General features: G+C 63.2%; 18 protein-coding genes. 4 read left to right on the forward strand and 14 right to left on the reverse strand.

Going from position 1 to position 19,437, the window contains the following annotated elements; all coding sequences use genetic code 11:
- Nucleotides 1-117 precede the first annotated feature (117 nt).
- From IB265_RS18220 to IB265_RS18245, 6 genes are all read right to left on the reverse strand, one after another.
- Entirely contained in the window at nt 118-333 is a 216-nt protein-coding gene (locus tag IB265_RS18220; protein ID WP_057251254.1) for a hypothetical protein, read from the reverse strand.
- A 52-nt stretch (nt 334-385) separates the two neighbouring features.
- Nucleotides 386-1,027, reverse strand: coding sequence for a Crp/Fnr family transcriptional regulator (locus tag IB265_RS18225; RefSeq protein ID WP_162261295.1), 642 nt, complete (start codon nt 1,025-1,027; stop codon nt 386-388).
- A 143-nt stretch (nt 1,028-1,170) separates the two neighbouring features.
- Nucleotides 1,171-1,566 carry a hypothetical protein gene (locus IB265_RS18230; protein ID WP_156414642.1) on the reverse strand — a complete coding sequence of 132 codons (396 nt, stop codon included), beginning with the start codon at nt 1,564-1,566 and terminating at the stop codon, nt 1,171-1,173.
- Nucleotides 1,567-1,755: 189 nt separating this feature from the next.
- A complete protein-coding gene (locus tag IB265_RS18235) occupies nt 1,756-3,261 on the reverse strand; it encodes a tripartite tricarboxylate transporter permease (protein ID WP_057251257.1) in 1,506 nt (501 codons plus the stop codon).
- 10 nt (nt 3,262-3,271) lie between these two features.
- Nucleotides 3,272-3,733, reverse strand: coding sequence for a tripartite tricarboxylate transporter TctB family protein (locus IB265_RS18240; RefSeq protein WP_057251258.1), 462 nt, complete (start codon nt 3,731-3,733; stop codon nt 3,272-3,274).
- A 228-nt stretch (nt 3,734-3,961) separates the two neighbouring features.
- The gene (locus IB265_RS18245; RefSeq protein WP_057251284.1) at nt 3,962-4,939 is read right to left on the reverse strand and encodes a tripartite tricarboxylate transporter substrate-binding protein; all 978 of its coding nucleotides are present in this window, start codon (nt 4,937-4,939) and stop codon (nt 3,962-3,964) included.
- 333 nt (nt 4,940-5,272) lie between these two features.
- On the opposite strand from IB265_RS18245, the gene IB265_RS18250 reads away from it, so the two are divergent.
- Nucleotides 5,273-7,075 (forward strand): adenylate/guanylate cyclase domain-containing protein, encoded by a 1,803-nt coding sequence (locus tag IB265_RS18250; RefSeq protein ID WP_057251259.1) that lies wholly within the window; start codon nt 5,273-5,275, stop codon nt 7,073-7,075.
- A gap of 16 nt (nt 7,076-7,091) precedes the next feature.
- On the opposite strand, the gene IB265_RS18255 is transcribed toward IB265_RS18250, so the two are convergent.
- From IB265_RS18255 to IB265_RS18265, 3 genes are all read right to left on the reverse strand, one after another.
- On the reverse strand, nt 7,092-7,877 hold the full coding sequence (locus IB265_RS18255) for a pseudouridine synthase (protein WP_057251260.1): 786 nt from the start codon (nt 7,875-7,877) through the stop codon (nt 7,092-7,094).
- An 81-nt stretch (nt 7,878-7,958) separates the two neighbouring features.
- The gene (locus IB265_RS18260) at nt 7,959-9,521 is read right to left on the reverse strand and encodes a D-aminopeptidase (RefSeq protein ID WP_057251261.1); all 1,563 of its coding nucleotides are present in this window, start codon (nt 9,519-9,521) and stop codon (nt 7,959-7,961) included.
- Nucleotides 9,522-9,618: 97 nt separating this feature from the next.
- Nucleotides 9,619-11,337: an ABC transporter ATP-binding protein gene (locus IB265_RS18265; RefSeq protein ID WP_057251262.1), complete on the reverse strand. Its 1,719-nt coding sequence runs from the start codon at nt 11,335-11,337 to the stop codon at nt 9,619-9,621.
- A 372-nt stretch (nt 11,338-11,709) separates the two neighbouring features.
- On the opposite strand from IB265_RS18265, the gene IB265_RS18270 reads away from it, so the two are divergent.
- Nucleotides 11,710-11,970, forward strand: a complete 261-nt coding sequence (locus tag IB265_RS18270; RefSeq protein ID WP_244495613.1) for a DUF6074 family protein — start codon at nt 11,710-11,712, stop codon at nt 11,968-11,970.
- 12 nt (nt 11,971-11,982) lie between these two features.
- Here the strand turns inward: IB265_RS18270 and IB265_RS18275 are convergent, their stop codons facing one another.
- From IB265_RS18275 to IB265_RS18285, 3 genes are all read right to left on the reverse strand, one after another.
- Nucleotides 11,983-13,203 (reverse strand): adenylate/guanylate cyclase domain-containing protein, encoded by a 1,221-nt coding sequence (locus IB265_RS18275; RefSeq protein WP_057251264.1) that lies wholly within the window; start codon nt 13,201-13,203, stop codon nt 11,983-11,985.
- 68 nt (nt 13,204-13,271) lie between these two features.
- On the reverse strand, nt 13,272-15,338 hold the full coding sequence (locus tag IB265_RS18280) for a pyridoxamine 5'-phosphate oxidase family protein (protein ID WP_057251265.1): 2,067 nt from the start codon (nt 15,336-15,338) through the stop codon (nt 13,272-13,274).
- A 58-nt stretch (nt 15,339-15,396) separates the two neighbouring features.
- Entirely contained in the window at nt 15,397-16,008 is a 612-nt protein-coding gene (locus IB265_RS18285; protein WP_057251266.1) for a glutathione S-transferase family protein, read from the reverse strand.
- Nucleotides 16,009-16,154: 146 nt separating this feature from the next.
- Between IB265_RS18285 and IB265_RS18290 the strand changes: the two genes are divergently transcribed.
- Nucleotides 16,155-17,048 (forward strand): LysR family transcriptional regulator, encoded by an 894-nt coding sequence (locus IB265_RS18290; RefSeq protein ID WP_057251267.1) that lies wholly within the window; start codon nt 16,155-16,157, stop codon nt 17,046-17,048.
- A 28-nt stretch (nt 17,049-17,076) separates the two neighbouring features.
- Here the strand turns inward: IB265_RS18290 and IB265_RS18295 are convergent, their stop codons facing one another.
- A complete protein-coding gene (locus tag IB265_RS18295) occupies nt 17,077-17,880 on the reverse strand; it encodes a LytTR family DNA-binding domain-containing protein (RefSeq protein WP_057251268.1) in 804 nt (267 codons plus the stop codon).
- Nucleotides 17,877-18,971 (reverse strand): sensor histidine kinase, encoded by a 1,095-nt coding sequence (locus IB265_RS18300; RefSeq protein WP_057251269.1) that lies wholly within the window; start codon nt 18,969-18,971, stop codon nt 17,877-17,879. Before IB265_RS18300 ends, IB265_RS18295 begins: the two co-directional genes overlap by 4 nt.
- A 35-nt stretch (nt 18,972-19,006) precedes the next feature.
- On the opposite strand from IB265_RS18300, the gene IB265_RS18305 reads away from it, so the two are divergent.
- Nucleotides 19,007-19,330 carry a hypothetical protein gene (locus IB265_RS18305; protein WP_057251270.1) on the forward strand — a complete coding sequence of 108 codons (324 nt, stop codon included), beginning with the start codon at nt 19,007-19,009 and terminating at the stop codon, nt 19,328-19,330.
- Nucleotides 19,331-19,437 lie beyond the last annotated feature (107 nt).

Genomic DNA, 19,437 nt, shown 5'->3' on the forward strand with positions numbered 1-19,437 from the left:
TGCGCTGGATGGATCTAAAGCGCGTCGCAATCTTTCAGAATCACTCCTTGGGCTTCAAGGTTTTGATATTTCGGATGTCGTTTTCGCGAAATCGCTGCGCACTTTTGCGCGCAGCCATTAGCCCATGGTGATCAGGATCAGCAGCACGAAAACGACTGGCACAAGAACCAACGCCGGGATGATGATCGCCGGGTAGCCGAAGGCGACGATCGCGAGCAGCCAGATCAATGCGCAGTTGATCACAAACAGGACTTTTGCCGTCTGCGATCCCTGTACGGCTTCCTTCAGCATCCAGCCGAACACCGGCACGTTATAGACAAGTCTGGCAATCATTGTTCTTCCTTTTCTGGGGCAGTCCGGGCGGGGATGGACCGTTCGGAAATCTTCAATTCTGGGGATGCACGCCGCGGGTCGCACGCTGGCGGGTGAGGCCCGCTGCAGCTTTGAGGCGTTCGGGATCGAGCACGCGCATGGTCTTCGGATGGCTGAAATCGATAAGGCCTTCGCGCTTGAAGCGGTTGAGACAGCGGCTGACGGTCTCGACGGTAAGCCCGAGCCAGTCGGCAAGATCTGCCCGGGTGAGATGCAGGTGGAAGCTGAGCGGGGCAGGGACGCGGCTGCGATTGAACAGGCGCGACAGCTCGACCAAGGCACTTGCCACCTTCTCGCTCGCGGTCTTGCGACCAAGCAGGGTGGCATGCGTCTGTAGCCGATGCAGCGTCGTCTTCAACTCGCTGGCGACAGCCGGATTGGTTGCGTGAAGTTCGGCATCGCCCAGGGATTCGATACGCGCGATGCTCAAGGTCTCCGCCGTGGCGATGTTGCGTCCATCGACTGTGAAACCGAAAAGCCGGCCGGGACCGAGCACATCGGTGATTTGCCTGCGACCGTCGTCAAGCAGCTGAGAGAGGACGATACAGCCGCCGAGCACGCGAAAGAGCGAGCGGTTGCGGCCACCTTCAAAAAGCAGTGTGAAGTTTTCACTGACCACACGGCTGCGGGCAGGAAGACGCGGCGGTCTGCTCAAGGACGCAAGGGAGGGGCCGCTGAGGGCGCGGCTGTGGATTGGGTTTCGGGCATGGGGTAGGTCCGCATTGCGGATACAAGGAGGCACGACGCCTCGCTGCCATCCGACATCGAAGGAGGGCGTTGACAGCTGTCAACGCGGTTTCAAAGCCAGATGTTGGTTTTGGGCGGTCCGCGCGGACTGGAGTTCGGCGAATGAACCTGTGTTGGCGGCTGTACGGCGGTCACCGCAGCCGTGGGCGCAAGGCTTCCTTGCAGGCGCTCGCCGACGGTGTCATCCGGCGGCGTCAGCAGCGCCCAGAAGAACCGGCAGGCACTGCAGACATGTTTCTGCGCCGGCTTTTCCTTCCCGTCGGCGTCACTGCCGGTTTGACAGAAATCCGGCAGTGAACCGTCGGGAAGGGCGTAGAGCGCGTAGTCGGCTGACGAGATTGGGGCGGCGAGGGCAGGGCCGAGGTCGGCGAAACCCAGCAGGAAAAGAGCCATGGCGCACAGGGTGCGCAGGGCCTTGTCCCACCTTGATTTCGTGTGACGTGTCATCGCTCGGCTTCGTCCTCGTCTCTTTCTTCGATGAATGAGAAATAGGCGAGCGGCTTGACAAAGCTCAATGTGGCAAACCGCGCAGGGGCAGAATGCCGCAGCCAAGAGAACGCCGCGCGTCCGGTTGGAAGCGCTGCGTCTTAAGTTATTGATTTATATAGTTAATGTTGCGAAAATGGCTGGCAGCCATCATTCCTCCTCGACAAAGACCTCCTGCCGTTTGGCCTTTACGCTCGGCAGGAATACGACGACGAGCACCAACGCCGCGATCAGAAGCAGGATCGCGCTGATCGGTCGGGTGACGAAGGTCGTCGCATCGCCGCGCGACAGGATCATGGCGCGGCGAAGGTTCTCCTCAAGCAGCGGCCCGAGCACGAAGCCGAGCAGCAGCGGCGCCGGTTCGCAGCGCAGCTTCAACAGCAGGTAACCGACGAGGCCGAAGAAGGCGACGGCATAGAGGTCATAGACGTTCGAGTTGACGCTGTAGACGCCGATCGAGCAGAACGCCATGATGATCGGGAACAGCACGTAATAGGGGATCTTGAGCAGTTTCACCCAGAGCCCGATCAACGGCAGGTTGAGAACCACCAGCATCAGGTTGCCGATCCACATCGAGGCGATGATGCCCCAGAAGAGCGCGGGTTGCTCGGACGCCACGTTCGGACCGGGGACGATCCCCTGGATGATCATCGCTCCGATCATCAGTGCCATGACCGGGTTGGCCGGAATGCCAAGGGTGAGCAGCGGGATGAACGAGGTCTGCGCACCGGCATTGTTGGCGCTTTCCGGACCGGCGACGCCGGCGATGGCGCCATGGCCGAACTCTTCAGGACGGTCCGAGACGCGCTTTTCCACCGTATAGGAGGCGAAAGCGGCAAGGATCGCGCCGCCGCCCGGCAGAATACCGAGCGCCGAGCCGATGATGGTGCCGCGCACGACCGGTCCGAACATGCGCTTGAAGTCATCCCGCGTCGGCATCAGGTCCGTGACCTTGGCCATCAGCACTTCGCGGGTGCGTTCGCTTTCGAGGTTGCGCAGGATTTCGGCGATGCCGAAGACACCGACGGCGAGCGCGACGAAGTTCAGCCCGTCAGCATACTCCCGGATGCCGAGCGTGAAACGCGGCGTGCCGGAATAGATGTCGGTGCCGACCAACCCAAGCAGCAGGCCCAGCGCCACCATGGCCAGAGCCTTGGTGATCGATCCATGGGCGAGCGCGATCGATGAGACGAGGCCGACGATCATCAGCGAGAAATATTCGGCCGCGCCGAATTTCAGAGCGATCTCGGTCAACGGCGGCGCGAAGACTGCGACGAGGAACGTCGAGACGGTGCCGGCGAAGAATGAGCCGAGCGCTGCAATGGCGAGTGCCGCACCAGCACGGCCTTTGCGGGCCATCTGGTAGCCGTCGATCGCGGTAACCGCCGAGGAGGATTCGCCTGGCATGTTGATCAGGATGGCGGTGGTAGAGCCGCCATACTGCGCGCCGTAGTAGATGCCGGCGAGCATGATCAGCGACGAGACCGGTTCGAGCTGGAAGGTGATCGGCAGCAGCATGGCGATGGTCGCCGTGGCGCCAATGCCCGGAAGCACGCCGATCAAGGTGCCGAGCAAAACGCCGATCAGGCAGAAGAGCAGATTGGCAGGGGAGGCCGCGGTTGCGAAACCGAGGGCGAGATTGCTGAAGAGTTCCATCGCGCGTCTCCTAAAACTGGACCCAGGGGCCGAAGCGTTGGAAGGGCAGGCCGAGGCCATAGCTGAACACTGCGACCGAGAAGGCGGTCAGCGCCAGTGAAAGCGCCAGCGCCATGAGCGGTTTCATCCGGCCCGATGCGAAGCAGGCGATCAGCGCGGTGAAGAACAGCGCCGGCGCGAAGCCGAGGCCACGGACTGTCAGGCCGAAGAAGATGGGTGCCGGCAGGATGAAGGCCATGCCGCGCAGCGCGATCGGGCCGATGGGCTCGCCTTGGACGCGGGTGGACTGCACGAGGATCACGATGCCGAGCAGCGTCAGGATGATCGCGAGCACCAGCGGGAAGTAGCCGGGGCCCATGCGAAAGGCGGTGCCAAGCTCGAGATTGAAGGCCTGCCAGGTGAAGAACAGCCCGACCGCTGTCAATATCCCGCCGCAGAGCGCATTGGTGGTGTCGAAGGAGAGTGATTTCATCGTGTCCCCATATGTTCTGGGCGGGGCAGCCGGCCGAGGCTTTCCTGACCGCCTCCCGCATTGGCATTGCCGACGTCACGCCGGGTTCGCGCATTGGGCGGCGCACGTTGACAGCTGTCAACAGCGGTTGACGGCATTTGACCCCTCTCCGGGCACCGTCGCAGCTTCCCCAATGTCAAAGGCGCCGCGCTCCGGGGTGAACCGGGACGCGGCGCGACGAGCCATGGATCAGTCGGCGTACTGGCCGGCTGCTTCGATCACCGGCTTCCAGCGGGCGATTTCGCTCTCAAGCTTTGCCTTCAGCGCGGCCGGGGTCGCATCGGCGTCGGAGGAGGGTTCGGTGCCGAGTTCGCCGAAGCGGGCGACGACGTTCGGATCCTTGAGTGCGACCTGCAGCGATTTCGACAGGCGTTCGGTCACTTCGGCGGGCGTGCCCTTCGGGGCGTAGATACCGTGCCAGATGCCGACCTGAAGGTTCGGTAGGCCGCCTTCGGCGGTCGTCGGCAGATCGGGGAAGACCTTGAGGCGTTCCGGTGAGGTGACCGCATAGGCCTTGATCGTGCCGCCCTGGATCTGCTTCGCGGTGTTGGTGGTCTGGTCGCACATGATGTCGACCTGGCCGCCGAGAAGATCGGTCATGGCCGGGCCGGTGCCCTTATAAGGCACGGTCGTCAGCGGTGTCTCGATGGCGCTCATGAACATCATGCCGCAGAGATGCGAGGCAGCGCCGATACCGGCATTGGCGACGGTGACGGTGTCCTTGTTCGCCTTGACGTACTCGACGAGACCCTTGAGGTCGGCCGGCTCCAGATCCTTGCGGGCGACGATGGTCATCGGCACTTCGGTAACGAGGCCGACATATTCGAAGGAGTTCAGCGTATCATAGGCGAGCTTGCGGTAGAGCGTGGCGCTGGTCGCCATGCCGATATGATGCAGCAGCACGGTGTAACCATCCGGATCGGCCTGAGCGACGCGGCCGGCGCCAAGGGTGCCGCCGGCGCCGCCGACGTTCTCGACGATGATCTGCTGGCCGAGATCCTTCGACATGGATTCAGCTACGAGACGCGCGACGGTATCCGTGGGGCCACCGGCCGAGAACGGCACGACCATGGTGATCGAGCGTTCGGGATAGGTTTGTGCATTGGCGGAAACGGCGAAAAGCGACAGGGCGGCAACAGCGCCGAGCAGGGCATTTAGGGTTTTCATCTCTTCCTCCCGGATGAAATATCGGCCAGCCGGCAAGGTTTCCTCCCGCGCCGGTTCTGGGTACCCCCATTTGCAAACGCAATCGTAGAGCAGACAACGGCTTAGCGGGGTGACGGCGCGTATTTGTCGGGCGCGGGCATTGATTTGGGTGGATTTGGAAACATGCGGCCAATCGCGTGGGTGGATTTCCACCCATCAAGGGCGGCGTGGTACCGCGTCCTTGAGTTCAGGGGCGATCAGGTGTCTTCGCTTGTTTCTTGTGCCTGGGTGTGTTGGACTGCCCTCGGGGAGGCTAAAGCTTCACAGTGAGCGCTCGCCCATGGGAATGGTTGGATGCGCAAACTGACCGCTGTTCTCTGTATCGATATCGCCGGCTACAGCAAGCTGATGGGACGCGACGAGGCCGGTACACTTGCCCGCGTCAAGGCGGCCTTTGCGGCATTCGATCCGACGCTGGTGCGGCACCATGGCCGGATCGTCAAGCTGATGGGTGACGGCGCGCTGATCGAGTTTGCGAGTGCGGTCGATGCGACCCTATGCGCAATGGCGCTTCAGAGCGTGGCCGCGGCAACCGACTCTTCACTCCGCTTTCGCATGGGGCTCAACCTGGGTGACGTGATCGCCGAAGATGGCGATCTCTATGGGGAAGGCGTCAACATCGCGGCGCGGCTGCAGGCTCTCGCCGAGCCCGGTGGGATCATCCTCTCCGAAGCGGTCCGCGAGCACGTCGCCGGAAAGCTGAGCTTTGCCCTGGAAGACCTCGGGCCGATGTCGCTCAAGAACATCGAGCGCGCTGTCCGCGCCTTTGCCATCCACCGTGGCGGGCCGCCAGAGACCGGTGGCAAGCGCGAACGGATCGGCATCTGCGTCCTGCCCTTCACCAATATGAGCGGCGATCCGGAACAGGATTATTTCAGTGCCGGCGTTACCGAAGACATCATCATCGACCTCAGCAAGCTCTCGTCGCTCTCGGTCGTCTCGCGGGCGACCTCCTTCGGCATGAAGGCGCAGAGTGCGCGGATCGTCGCACAACAGCTGAACGTCGCCTACATCCTCGAAGGCAGCGTGCGTAAGGCCGGTGACCGAATGCGACTGGCGGCGCAGTTGATCGATGGCGCAAACGAGGCGACCGTCTGGGCCGAGCGCTTCGACCGAGAGATCAAGGACGTGTTGCTGCTGCAGTCAGACCTGGCAAGTGCCGTCGTCGAGGCGCTCCGGCTTCAGCTCCTACCTGCGGAGCGCCAGGCATTGGAGCGCAAAGCGCCGACCGATCCGGAAGCCTACAAGCTGTTTCTCCTGGCGCGCGAATACCACATCACCGGGTCCGAGCGACATCTGCCGCTGATCATCCGGCTCTGCCGTCGCGTGACCGAGCTGGAGCCCGGCAATGCACGGGCTTGGGCCCTTCTTGGCGAAACGCTCAACCGGCTGCGGCGCAGCGTCGGAGGTGCGGAAACAGGCGAGCTGGAAATCGACCGCGCCCTCGAACTCGATCCCGGTCTCGCCAGCGCCCATGCCGCAAAGGCGCTATTGTATCTATACCGAGGCCAGTTTGCGGAGGCGGAGCGGCAATGTGCCATTGCCCTTCAGCTCGAGCCCGACGACTACGCCACCAATCTCGCTGCCGGTCGAACCTTCATCATGCAGCGTCGCTATGACGACGCCATACGCCACTTTGAGCGGGCCGCGGCGCTGGCCCCCGCGGACTACAACGCCGCCGCCATGGCTATCCAATGTTACCAGGGCAAGGGCGACGCGCAGGCGGCACTTGAGGCCTGTCGCCGTGCCTTGGCCCGGATCGAGCGCATCGTCGCTGCTGAGCCGGATCACAGCGGTGCGATCGGGCATGGCGCCGGCATCCTCGCCCTCCTTGGCGATCGCGAGAGGGCCAACGAATGGGCATCGCGCGCCAGTCTGCTTGAGCCGGACAATATCCAGCTGCAGGCAAATCTGGTTTGTGCCTGGGCGATCAGTGGTGACGCCGAAGCGGCCCTGGACGCGCTTGAGCGTATCACGCCGAAGATGAGCCCCGAATTGTTGGTATGGATGGAAAACGACAACGATCTGGACAGCCTGCGTTCACTGCCGCGTTTTGGGGAGATAATGCGTGTGGCAAGGGCCCGTTTTGGAAACTGAGATCCGTCGTCTGCCGTCAAAGACCCGTGCGTCGCCTCAGATAGGCGACTTCCTCAGGGGCCAGGCTGCGGCTCGTCCCCTTCGGCAAATCGCCAAGAGCGATCGTCCCGATTGAAACCCGCAGCAGGCGCAACACCTCGAAGCCGAGCGCATCGAGCATGCGGCGGATCTGGCGGTTGCGCCCCTCTTCCAGCTCGACTTCGATCCACGTGTTCTTGTCGCCGCCCCTGAGGTGGACGGCCCGCGCTGCGTGCAAGGTTTCGCCGCCTTCCTCGATACCGGCAACCATCTGCTTGAGTTGGTCGTCACCGATCTGCCCGGCGACCTGCACGTGGTAGACCTTGCCGAGATGGGTTTCAGGATCAAGCAGGCGCTGGGCGAGTACCGTGTCGTTGGTGAAGAGCAGAAGTCCTTCGCTCGCCTTGTCGAGGCGACCGACCGGGGACAGGAAAGAGGTGTCTATATCCCTCAGGCAATCGAAGACGGTCGGCCGGCCTTCCGGGTCGTGGCGGGTCGTGACCAGTCCACGCGGTTTGTTCAGCATCAGATAGATCTTCTCTTCGGCAAGCACCGGCTTGCCGTCGACCGTGATGCGATCCTTGTCGACGGCGACCCAGTGTGAAAGGTCCGTGATCTTGCGTCCGCCGACGCTGACGCGCCCTTCGAGCACGAGCTTTTCGGCCTGCGTGCGCGAACAATAGCCGAGCTTGGAAAGTGCGCGGGCAACCGTCACGCGCTTGCCGGCATCGGCCCCGGCGTGGCGTCCGGTTTCTCGAGCGGCTGTCGGTCGCTTCTGCTTCACGCTGTGATCTTCCGGTTCCTGGTCGTGTGCGGCCCGCTGCCGTACCCCTGCTTAAAATATCCGGTCGCTTCGACCGCGGCGTCAGCCGATCTTCGTGTAGTCGATCCGTCGGGCGAGCCAGCAGCCGATGGTGAGGCCGGCCACGTTGCCTTGCTGGTCGCGTCGGACAAGCACGGTCCAGTCTCCCGGTGCCGGTGCATCCATCGAGCGCTTGCAGCGAAGAAGCCAGACGTCTTCGGCCAGTGGTCGCATGGCGTGCATCGCGCCGGTCCCGAGCGAACCGTCGAAGCCACCGTAGAAGACACCATTGGTGGAAGCGATGTCGAGATGGGCGTCGAGTTCAACTGAGTGATAGCGACCGGCGATATCGGGAAGTGCCGTGCCGGAAACGCGGTCAGCGCTCACCGTCAGATTTTCGCGAGGCCGCTCCATGCGAAGCGAGGCGCCTTGTGCTGTCAGGGTCACTGCTGCCGAACCGGCGCTGCCGTCGGCGCTGACGGAAAGCGACTCGGGAGAGGTAGCAAACTGCAGTTCGACGCGGGACGATCCGCTGGGCCTGGTGACAAGGGCGAGGCCCGTTTCGGCATCCAGATAGTTGCCGGTGCCCTTGGCGTCCCAGCTTCCGGATGTGGTCTCGGTATCCTCGTGGCCGAGGGCGATCTTCATCAGCGCGACCGCCGCCGCATGGGCATCGCCTTCGTGATTGAACATCACCACGACAGAGAGGCGCTCGGCCGGCGCGTAGAGCCTGCGGCAGCGAAAACCGCGAAGCGCACCGCCATGGCCGCTGATGACGGCATCGCCGATCGTCTCGTGTGCGAGGCCGAAGCCGTAGGGTGCCGGGCGGCCATCGGCATAGGTCTGCGGTGCAGAAAGGCGCCGGTAGAGCCCGTCCGCATCGTCATGCGTCCTGTCGATAAAACACTCCCAGGCAAGCATATCGTCGAGCGAGGCGGAAACACCGGCGTCACCGGCCCAGTAGATGCGGTTCAGCGCCTCGAAATAGCCTGTTGTCTCGTTGCCCTCGTAACCGACGACGCCGTCCGGCGGCAGGCTCGTATCCGGTGTCAGGGCGGCGGTCTGCATGGCCGCGGGGCCAAAGACGGAGCGCTGATAGAGTTCCGCCATCGAGCGGCCGGTATGCTCCTCGATGAGATCGGCGAGAATGCGGAAATTGCCATTGGAATAGGAATAGCGGGTGCCGGGCTCGAAGTGTGTCGAGCGCGCCTTGGAGAGCAGCGGGCGTGCATCCTCGCGGCGGAAGACGCCGTCGTGGCTGGCGCCCTGCAGCACCGTCAATGCCCAGTAGTCGCGAAGTCCGGACTGGTTGTGACAGAGATGGGCAGCGGTCGGGCGCTTGCCTTCGAGCAAGGGGAGATAGACGTCGAGCGCCCGATCGAGCTTCTCGGGATCGCCGACCGTATCCAGCAGAACGGCGCAGGTCAGATGCTTGGTGATCGAGCAGATCGGTATCCGCGTCGCCATCGTCATCGGCTTGCGGGCCGTCAGGCCGGCATAGCCCCAGGCGTGGCGAAAGAGGACCTTGCCATCTCTGACCACACCGGCAACGCCGCCCGGTCCGGGGTAGTGCTGCGGCAAGGCTGCGAGGGCGCGTTCAAGGACGGAAAGATCAGGAGTGTTCATGGCGCTGAAGGTCTATGGGACGGAGGGTAGGGGACGTTGTGTGCCGTTCGTATCGCCCCCTCCTTCCGCATGCAATGCCTGCAGCTCCGCGGCTTTGTCAGCCGGCGCCTGCCTGGGCGTGATAGAGGCGGCTATAGGCGCCCTTGGCGGCGAGCAGCGTTTCATGCGGCCCCTGTTCGCGAATGCCGCTGCCGTCGACGACGACGATGCGGTCCGCATCGCGGATCGTTGCCAGCCGATGCGCGATGATCAGCGTCGTCCTGCCCTTGGAAAGTTCGGCCAGCGACTGCTGGATCGCCCTTTCCGTTTCGGTGTCGAGCGCTGAGGTCGCCTCGTCGAGGATGAGGATCGCCGGGTTCTTCAGGAACATGCGGGCAATCGCCAGCCTCTGCTTCTGCCCGCCGGAAAGCTTGACGCCGCGCTCGCCGATCACCGTGTCCATGCCGTCCGGCAATGCCTGGATCGTGCCGTCGAGCTTGGCGCGCCGCGCGGCATCCAGGATGTCCGCTTCACTCGCGCCAAGCCGCCCATAGGCGATGTTGTCGCGGATGCTGCCGGCAAAGAGGAAGACATCCTGCTGCACGATGCCGATCTGGCCGCGCAGCGACGAGAGCGTGATGTCACGGATGTCGATACCGTCGACGGTGATCGAACCCTCGCTGACCTCGTAGAAGCGCGGCAGCAGCGAGCAGATCGTCGTCTTGCCGGCGCCCGAGGGGCCGACGAAGGCGATCGTCTCGCCGGCATGGATCGTCAGGTCGATGTTCTGGATGATCGGCTTCTCGGCGCTATAGCCGAACGAGACGCCGCGATAGGTGATGTCGCCCTTGAGGCCGGAGACGTCGGCAGCACCCGGCCGGTCCTCGATATCGGGTTCGGTTTCCATGAGTTCGAGGAAGCGTTTGAAGCCGGCAATGCCCTTGGGGTAGGTCTCGATGACTGAATTGATCTTCTCGACCGGGCGGAAGAACACGCCGACCAGCAGCAGGAAGCTGACGAAGCCGCCATTCGTCAGTTCGCCCGTCAGCACGAAGTAGCAGCCGGTGATCATGACGATCAGCTGCGTCAGCCGCATGCTCATGTAGCTGAGCGACGTGCTCGCGGCCATGATGCGATAGGCTTCGAGCTTGGTGCGGCGATAGTTCTGGTTGTCGGTCTCGAACAGGCTGCGCTCATGGGCTTCGTTGGCGAAGGCCTGCACTACTCGCATACCGCCGACATTCTCCTCGATGCGGGCGTTGAAATCTCCGACCCGACCATAGAGGTTGCGGAAATTCCGCGTCATACGGCCACCGTAACGGCTGGTGACCCATGCGGTCATCGGCACCACAGCGGCCGTAATCAGCGCCAGCTGCCAGTGCACCATCAGCATCAGCAACAGCGCGCCGATGAAGGTCATGATCGCTATGAACAGGTCCTCCGGCCCGTGGTGGGCAACTTCGCCGATTTCCTCGAGGTCCTTCGTCAGGCGTCCGACCAGATGGCCGGTCTTCTGGTTGTCGAAGAACGAGAAGGAGAGCTTCTGCAGATGGTCGAAGGCCATCCGCCGCATGTCCGTCTCGATGTTGATGCCGAGCATGTGACCCCAATAGGTAACTGTCGCCATCAGGCCGGTGTTGAGCAGATAGACCAGCAGAAGGCCGGCCGAGGACAGGAGGATCAGCGTCCATTCCTGGCTCGGCAAAAGCTGGTCGACGAACAGCTTCACCGCGATCGGGAAACCGAGTTCGAGCAGGCCGGACAATACGGCGCAGGAGAAGTCGAGAATGAACAGGCCGCGATAGGGGCGGTAAAACGCGAAGAAACGCTTCAACATGCAGGTGCACTCACTGGGGGGCGGCGACCGAGGGTCAGCAGAAATATGATTTCCAATGTCATGTTTTGTGCCGGAAACCAACCCAGAAAAGCGGAAAACCGTGTCGTGTGTTTGACGGGGCCGACATCTTCCGTCTCGCAAAGGATCAATCCGCACCTGGCGGCGTCGGCGGGAAGGAAACGTTAACCATAAGCTTCGTAGAACAGGAATCACCAGAGTGCTTCGCCTTCGATTGGGGACATCGGAGGCATCTGAGGTGCTCGATATCGACAAGCGTAGGGCGTCTTCAAGCGTTCGCGTCAACGCACGAAGTTCCAGGGGGCGAATGAGACGATGGCAGGCAATCAATCAGTGAAAGCCACGGAATCCGATGTGAGCACGATCGTTCCGTTTCCAGTGGCGAGGAGATTGACCGCCATCCGCACCGCTGCCGCCGAGCTCGAGGACCTGCATGGCGCCGAAGCGCTGCAATTCTGGCGCCGCCGGTGCCGCGCCCTTGCCGACGAACTTTTTGCCTGCGGGTGCTCGGAAGACGAGGTACGCCGGCAGGTAATGGACTTCCAGGGTGAAGTTCAGGCCGAACTGCAGCACCGCCACCTCTCGCGTGTCTCTCAAGGCGTGATGAGCCAGTAACGGCGCGCCTTTTCAATTCATCGGCAATTCCGGATCCCAGGTGAACAGTTCCTTTGCCCGGGCGATGCCGCGCAGCGCGAAACGACCCAGCGACACCGCATGAACCTGATGTTCCGGCGGGCAGGCCTCGACGAAATCAGAGGACATGATCATGTGCCGCTCGACCGAACGGCACATCGACGAAATGCGGCTCACTTCGTTGACGGCCGGGCCGACGACGGTGAAATCGAGCCGGGTCTGGCTGCCGATATTGCCGTAGAAGACTTCGCCGATATGGAGGCCGAGATAGACGTCGGTCGTCGGCTTGCCCTCCTCTTGCCGGCGTGCGTTGAGCTCGGCCAGCATGCGGCGCAGCTGCCGTTCCGCCGCAATCGCGTTGGCGCAGGCGATTGCCGGATCGTCGGCGTTGAAGATCGCAAGCACGCCGTCGCCGATGAGCTTCAGCACGCTGCCGCCGTGGTCGTGAACGGCGGTGATTACCGTGCCCGAATAGTCGTTGAGGAGCGGGATGATCTCGTCGGGGGCGGCGGTGTCCGAGATGCGCGTGTAGCCGCGCAGATCTGAGAACCACATGACCGTTTCGATGCGTTCCGCCGAGCCGCGGGCAATGCTGCCCTTGACGACGCGCTGGCCAGCGTCGGCGCCGAGATAGACGTCTGCGAGCGTGCTGATGATGCGCACGCATGAGCCGGCCTTCACCGCAAGCGCAAGGGTAGGCAGCAGGATCCGGAGCGCAGCAATGTCATCCTCGCTGAAGCCGCTGTCGCTCCGCGTGGTCCAATAGGAGTAGAAGCAATCCATCTCGCCGACACGGCCCTGCTCGGTGAAATGGTGGATCATGCTGATGCAGTCGGTGTGACCTTCATCTTTCAGTTTGTCGATTATGTTGTAGGTGGTGCCTTCATCGGCTGAGAGCCGGATGCGGCGCTCTGCCGCTCGGTCGCGAAGCATGTGGTAGAAGATCGAGTTCTGCCAGTTCAGCAGCGCTTCGCCCGTGGTCGTCGAGCCGTACTGGATGACTTCGGGCGTGACCTCGCTCTCGTCGTTCCACTGGAAGGCGCGACCCTCAAATTCCGGATGCAATGTGTCGATCAGCCCGAGCGCGCGGGCCAGATCCAGGCCGGCCGCGCGGCATTGCTCGCAGAAGCCGGCAAACAACTCCGGCTCTTCCAGGCCTTTCAGGCCCTGTTCGGAAAGCCAGAGCACGATATCGCGTATCTGTTGGTCGTTCATGGCGCATCCCGCTCGGTCGACGTCAACTGCCTGATGATGTGGTGCATCATCAATAGCCGAACCAGAGCTCAGAGCGAAAGATGCAGTTTGCGTTCCTCGCCGTCCGCCGGAACGGCGCAGCAGATCAGCGCCTCGCCCTCTGCCACCGGGAAGGAGGGCAGCGACGGGTAGGTCACCTTCCCCTCGAGCACCGGCGTTCTGCAGGAGCCGCAACTGCCGTTGCGGCAACCGAACTCGGGCGTCAGCCCGCGCGCTTCGGCGAGATCGAGGAGGTTGCCGTCGCCCGGCTGCCAACGGGTCTCCTTGGCGGATCTCGCGAAGACGACGTGCACGGGAGCGCTGGCGGGCGGTGGCATGATCGGCCCAACACCGCCGTCCGGCCGCCGGGTCAGCGACGAGAGCCCGAAGGCTTCCGCATGGATGCGGGCATCGGCCACATTAAGCCCGCGCAATCCGTCATAGAGCGACTGCGTGAAAGCCGCCGGGCCGCAGAGATAGAAGTCGTAGTCGTCGAAGGGCAGGGTGGACTTGAGGTGGCTGATATCGATCCGGCCGCCGACGTCATAGTCCTGCCCTTCGGTCGCGGTCTCCGGCTGGCTGAGCGCGCGTATGAGGCGGATGTTGCCCTCGCCTTCCTCGACCAGAGCGGCAATTTCCCGCTCGAAGGCGCGTTCGTCTCGGGACCGAGCGGCCTGGAAAAGCCAGGTTGGGCGCGTGCGGCGCTTGCGGCGCCCCTCGTGGACGATGTGCTGCAACATGGCGACCATCGGCGTGATGCCGACGCCGGCGCCGATCAGCACCGCCGGTCGCCGCTCGGTGCCATCGATCGTGAAGCTGCCGGCCGGCGCGCGCGCCTCGATCCGGTCGCCGGGTTTCAGCCCGTGCAGGTATTGCGAGACGGTGCCGTCATTCTTGACACTGATGCGATAGAAGGCGTCGGTCGGGGCGGAAGAGAGCGTGTAGCTTCTGACAAGCGCCTTGCCGTCCGCGTCTATCCTCACCCGAATCGGCAGGTGCTGGCCGGCCTGGTGAGCCATGAGACCGACGCCATCGTCCGGCGCGAGGTAGAGCGAGCGGATCGTCGTGCTTTCCTCTTCGACGCGCGCCACGCGGAATGGGCGCCACTCCTCGGCAAGGGCCGCGGCCTGCAGGTGCACCTTCGCCTGTTCCCAGTCACCCGTTGTCAGCAGGCTGGGCGACCAACCGCCATCCTCGAAGGCCCAGCGGAGCGGCAGGCCGTCCTGGCGATAAACGATCTGTTGGGGACGGAACCGCCACAGGCGTTCTGCGCCTTGAAAGGCGGCGACTTCGGGCGACGACAGGATGACCTCGGCGCTGCCGGTCATCTGCAGCATGTCGCCGGTCGCAAAGTCGACAAACAGCAGGCCGGCGCGCGGATTGACCATGAAGTTGCCGAGCGTGTTGAAGAACAGGTTGCCGGAGAAGTCGGGGATCGTCAGAACGTCATCTTCGCCGAGCTCAACGAAGCCGGCCTTTCCGCCGCGATGGGAGACATCGACCTGCCGCTCGCCGGTATCGCGGTCGACATAGGAGGCGACGAAGAAGGTGTCGGCATTGGCGATGATCGCCCGGGCGCGATCGTCGAGGGCCGCGTAACGGATCGGCCGTTCCGATGCCGGCTCATATGGATCGCGGGAAAAGGAGAACTGCCGGAGCTGGATATACTGCGGGCAGTTGCCGAAGCTCTGACGCACGCGAATGGTGAAACCGTCGTCGCCGTCGCGCAGGATCGCGCCATTGAGCCGGTTCCGGCGCCGGGTTTCGAGCTGGATGCCGAGCATGCCGATCGAGTGTGCGTCGCCCATGCCGGCATCCGCCGGATCATCTGGATCACGGGGCAGCCGTATGTCGAGGTTCCAGGCGTCGGGCGCCTGCATGAAGCCGGGGGCCGCGGCGCGCATCGTCGCCCAGACGTCACCCTGCGCATCGACTGCGCCGAAGACGGCGAAAGGCAGCATCGGGAAAAACTGCTGGTGCTGCTCGGGCATGAAGCTGCGGACGAAATTGCGCCCCGTCGCATCCATGCGCTCGACGACGCCGAGGCTGCGCTGGATGGCGAGTTCGCCTTCGTGCCAGGGAGACTCCGGCCGTTTCTGTTGTGCATTGTCCGGCATGATCTGAAACCTCGTTGGGGTGAGGCGCGGGGCAGTGTGACCGCCCCGGGCCGGTTCGTCAGGCGGCGAGGCCGACGGCCGTCTTCTCAAAGCCGACGAAGCCGGGCAGACGCTCGATGCGGGCAAGCCAGGCCCGGACTTGCGGGTAGTCGGATAGATCCACATTACCCTCGGGTGCGGCGGAAACGTAGCTGTAGAGGGAAACGTCGGCGATGGTCGGCCGGGCGCCGAGCAGGAAGTCGCGGCCGGTCAGTTCCGCATCGATCTGCGCCAGCACGCGATGGGCCCGGGCGATAGCCTCTTCCGCCCGCAGATTGGCACCGAACACGGTGACGAGCCGGGCAGCCGCCGGACCGAAGGCGATGTCGCCGGCAGCAACCGAAAGCCACTTCTGCACCCTGGCGGCCAAAGCCGGATCTTCCGGCAGCCAATCGATGCGGCCGAGCTTCTTGGCGAGATAGACGAGGATGGCGTTGGAGTCGGCAACGACGGTGCCGTCGTCATCGAGGACCGGAACCTGGCCGAACGGGTTGAGCTTCAGGAACTCCGGCTCCTTGTGCGCCCGGGCCTTGAGATCGACGTCGACCAGTTCGTGCGGTACGCCGAGCAGCGACAGGAAGAGCTGAGCCCGGTGCGAATGGCCGGACAGCGGATGGCGATAGAGTTTCATGGGAGATGTCCCTCGAAGAGCATGAGAACCGTCGCGGCCCTCCGACGGTTCGGGATGAACCGCCTTCGAGATCAATCTATGACTTTCCAATTTTTGGCAGTAGACTGCGGGAACGATAGACTGATTCCCGTTTTTTGGAAGGAAAGATGGATCGCCTCGACGCCATGGGGGTTCTGCTCGCCGTCATCGACAGCGGCAGCCTGTCGGCTGCCTCACGGCAGCTCAAGATGCCGCTTGCCACAGTCAGCCGAAAGGTCTCGGAGCTCGAGGCGCATCTGGGCGCCCAGCTCATCACTCGCACGAACCGCAAGATTCTCTTGACTGAAACCGGCCGCTCCTATGTCGAGGCCGCCAAGGAGATCCTGGCGCGGGTCGAGGAGGCGGAAAGGGTGGCCGCCGGCGAATACAGCGCGGTCAAGGGCGACCTGACGATCTCTGCCCCGATCGTCTTCGGTCGCCTGCACGTTCTTCCCGTCGTCGTGGACTTCCTGAAGGCTCATCCTGAGATCGATATGCGGCTGGCGCTGGGTGACCGGTTTGCCAATCTCGTTGACGACCATATCGACTTGGCACTTCGGATCGGCAACCTTCCCGATAGCAACCTGGTGGCGACCAGGCTCGGCTCAGTCCGCCGCGTGGTCTATGCAAGCCCCGGCTATGTTGCGCAGCACGGCGCCCCCGGGCATCCGAACGAACTCGCCGAGCACGACTGCATCACGTTCGAAAACGTCACGGCCGCCCATGTCTGGCGCTTCCTTGACGATGGACGCGAACTGGCGGCGCCGATCCGGTCGCGGTTGATCGTAAACACGGCGGAATCGGCCGTCGATGCCGCCATCTCCGGCCTTGGCCTGACGCGGGTGCTTTCCTATCAGGTGGCGCGTCCCGTCTCGGAAGGGTTGCTCGTTCCGTTGCTGGAGGCATTCGAACACCCGCCGCTTCCGGTCCAGCTGGTCTATCTCCCGCAGGGCCTCGTGCCAATGAAGCTCAGGGCCTTCGTGGATTTTGCGGTGCCGCGGCTGCGCGGCGTCTTGCGCTAAAGCCGATCCATCGCCCCGGTTTCGGCCCTCAGTCCGCTTGCGGGCGCTCGCCGGTGGTCGGCCGGATATGGCGCGCATAGGTTCGCCCGACGCGAATTTCGCTGCCGTCGGAAAGAAGGGCAATGAGGGCTGCGAAGGGGGCCTGCTTCAGCCCCACGATACAGTCGCGGCGCACGATCGAGCTGCGGTGAAGCCGCAGAAACTCTGCCGGGTCGAGCCGGCGTTCAAGCGAAGCCAGGCTTTCGTGATGCAGATAGGACCGGCCTTCGATGTGGATGCGGACATAATCGCGCTCCGCCTGGAAACGCACGACCCGGTCGAGCGCGACACGAACGAATTCTCCGCGGGATTTGATCCAGAGATCGGCCGACTGGGTTTCGTGTTTGCGCAGCGCCTGTCGCAGCGCCCGCACGGTTTCGTTGAGTTCCACCACACGTTCGATGCTCGTTCTTGCCGCAATCGCCACGCGTGCCCGCTCGATTGCGGTGCGCAGGCGGTTCGCCTCGATCGGCTTGGTGACATAGTCGACGGCAGCCGCCTCGAAGGCGCGAAGCGCATAGTGATCGAAGGCGGTCACGAAGACGACCGCGGGCGCGTTGCTGCCCACTTGCTCCAGGATGTCGAAGCCGGTGCCGCCAGGCATCTGGATATCAAGCAGGATCACGTCCGGCTGCAGCTCGGCGATGAGACTGCAGGCCTGCTGGACATTGCCGGCCGTCCCCAAGACCTCGACCCCTGGCATCGCGCCGAGCAGGCGCAGCAAGCGGCGTCTGGCGAGCGGCTCATCGTCGATGATGAGGATCGAAAGGGAGACTGTCTGGATTTCGTTCATGCAAGCCTCAGGGGCATTGTGATTGCGGCTCTGAAACGCCTGGGCGTCACGAGCCCGGATACACAGGCCCCGACCCCCGGAAACCGCGCCTGGACGCGATCGGCGACATTCTTGAGGCCGATCCCGGTGCCGGAGGACTGGCGCCGCCCACTATTGGTCTCCGCGGCGATATCGTTCTCGACGGCAATCTCAAGCGACTGACCGACCTTGGCGGCGCTGATGACGATCTCGACCTGTTCAGGCGAGCGGCCAACGCCGTGTTTGACCGCGTTCTCGATCAGGGGCTGCAGGATCAGGCTTGGCACCAGTGCCTCTTCCAGGCCGCTGGCAATGTCCATCCTGAGTTTCATCCGGTCGGAATAGCGCTCGCCTTCGATGTGAAGGTAGCCGGCTTGCAAGGCCAGTTCATCCGCCAGCCGCACGTCGTGCAAAGGATCGAGCTCCAGGGTCGTACGCAGAAAGTTGGAAAGCGACATCACCATGCGGGTCGCGGCAACGGTCTGCCCTTCCTCTATGAGCCCGGTGATGGAGTTCAGCGTATTGAACAGGAAATGCGGATTGATCTGGTAGCGCAGCGCGCGCATTTGCGCGGCCAGTGCTTCCTCGCGCGAGATCGCCAGGCGCCGTTCGCGCTCACGCAGCTCGAAGCTGTAGAGCAGCGCGACGAAGAAGAACGACCACCCGACGAACGTCGCCATGCTGTAGACGAGCGTATAACCGATGCTGGTCCAGTCGACCGTGACCGGATCGGCACGCACGATGAGAAGGTAGAGCAGAAAGTCGACGCCGGTGTTGGCAAAGGCGGCCACGAGCGAGGTGGCGAAGCCGACGACGATCTTGACCGCGATGTGCTGGTGCCGCACGCCAAACATCGCCGCGGCGATGCCATAGGAAAAGGTCATGCCGCAGATCATCAGCAGCAGTTTTCCCGGCGCCGACATGATCGGATCGATCCCGAGTATGCCCCACAGGATGCTGCTGATGATGAATTCTACGAACCAGTAGAGGAATCCGAGCCAGAGCGTCGCGCGCCGCACGCTTGCGCTATAGGCGCTTTCGTCCACCGATTTGGTCTCATCCTCTGGTTTCATTCCATTTTTATGGTTCAAGCAAGCGCCGATGTCGATTGCCGTTCGTCGGCGAATTCAAGCCGTTTGCAGAAAGCTCAGGTGCCTCGGTCGCGATTCCGCGCCGTTTGTGGAATGCGGTTATCCCAGGCTTTGCCGGTTTGCCGCTTCGAAGTCGGGATCAGGGGCACACCACCCGCAAGGGCATGATGATCGATGTGCGAAACCGGCGCGGCGTCACCAGACCCGATATGAAGGCGCCCATCTTGGAGAGCGTTGCCCGGCGAACGTCCGCGACATACTCTGCTTCATCCGCCGACATCGTGCCATTTGTTCGCGCCATGCAAGGCTTTATCCGCGAAGTCGGCACGCTTGTCGATTGACGCTCGTCGGCGAAATCAAGCCGTTTGCAGAAAGCCACAGCCCTTCAGCGCTGCAATTTGCCGTTTGCAGAAAGCCGAATTCTCCCCCTTCGCGGGCTTGCTATAGC

It is taken from the genome of Ensifer sp. ENS10 (genome assembly GCF_014852025.1).
Classification (GTDB): domain Bacteria; phylum Pseudomonadota; class Alphaproteobacteria; order Rhizobiales; family Rhizobiaceae; genus Ensifer.

Excerpts from the sequence above, each read along its gene's own strand:
- IB265_RS18280 (WP_057251265.1), bottom strand. The coding sequence starts at position 15,338 with ATGCCGGACAATGCACAACAGAAACGGCCGGAGTCTCCCTGGCACGAA.
- IB265_RS18250 (WP_057251259.1), top strand. The coding sequence starts at position 5,273 with ATGCGCAAACTGACCGCTGTTCTCTGTATCGATATCGCCGGCTACAGC.
- IB265_RS18295 (WP_057251268.1), bottom strand. The coding sequence starts at position 17,880 with ATGAACGAAATCCAGACAGTCTCCCTTTCGATCCTCATCATCGACGAT.
- IB265_RS18220 (WP_057251254.1), bottom strand. The coding sequence starts at position 333 with ATGATTGCCAGACTTGTCTATAACGTGCCGGTGTTCGGCTGGATGCTG.
- IB265_RS18275 (WP_057251264.1), bottom strand. The coding sequence starts at position 13,203 with ATGAACGACCAACAGATACGCGATATCGTGCTCTGGCTTTCCGAACAG.
- IB265_RS18285 (WP_057251266.1), bottom strand. The coding sequence starts at position 16,008 with ATGAAACTCTATCGCCATCCGCTGTCCGGCCATTCGCACCGGGCTCAG.
- IB265_RS18245 (WP_057251284.1), bottom strand. The coding sequence starts at position 4,939 with ATGAAAACCCTAAATGCCCTGCTCGGCGCTGTTGCCGCCCTGTCGCTT.
- IB265_RS18260 (WP_057251261.1), bottom strand. The coding sequence starts at position 9,521 with ATGAACACTCCTGATCTTTCCGTCCTTGAACGCGCCCTCGCAGCCTTG.
- IB265_RS18300 (WP_057251269.1), bottom strand. The coding sequence starts at position 18,971 with ATGAAACCAGAGGATGAGACCAAATCGGTGGACGAAAGCGCCTATAGC.
- IB265_RS18240 (WP_057251258.1), bottom strand. The coding sequence starts at position 3,733 with ATGAAATCACTCTCCTTCGACACCACCAATGCGCTCTGCGGCGGGATA.
- IB265_RS18265 (WP_057251262.1), bottom strand. The coding sequence starts at position 11,337 with ATGTTGAAGCGTTTCTTCGCGTTTTACCGCCCCTATCGCGGCCTGTTC.
- IB265_RS18290 (WP_057251267.1), top strand. The coding sequence starts at position 16,155 with ATGGATCGCCTCGACGCCATGGGGGTTCTGCTCGCCGTCATCGACAGC.
- IB265_RS18230 (WP_156414642.1), bottom strand. The coding sequence starts at position 1,566 with ATGACACGTCACACGAAATCAAGGTGGGACAAGGCCCTGCGCACCCTG.
- IB265_RS18235 (WP_057251257.1), bottom strand. The coding sequence starts at position 3,261 with ATGGAACTCTTCAGCAATCTCGCCCTCGGTTTCGCAACCGCGGCCTCC.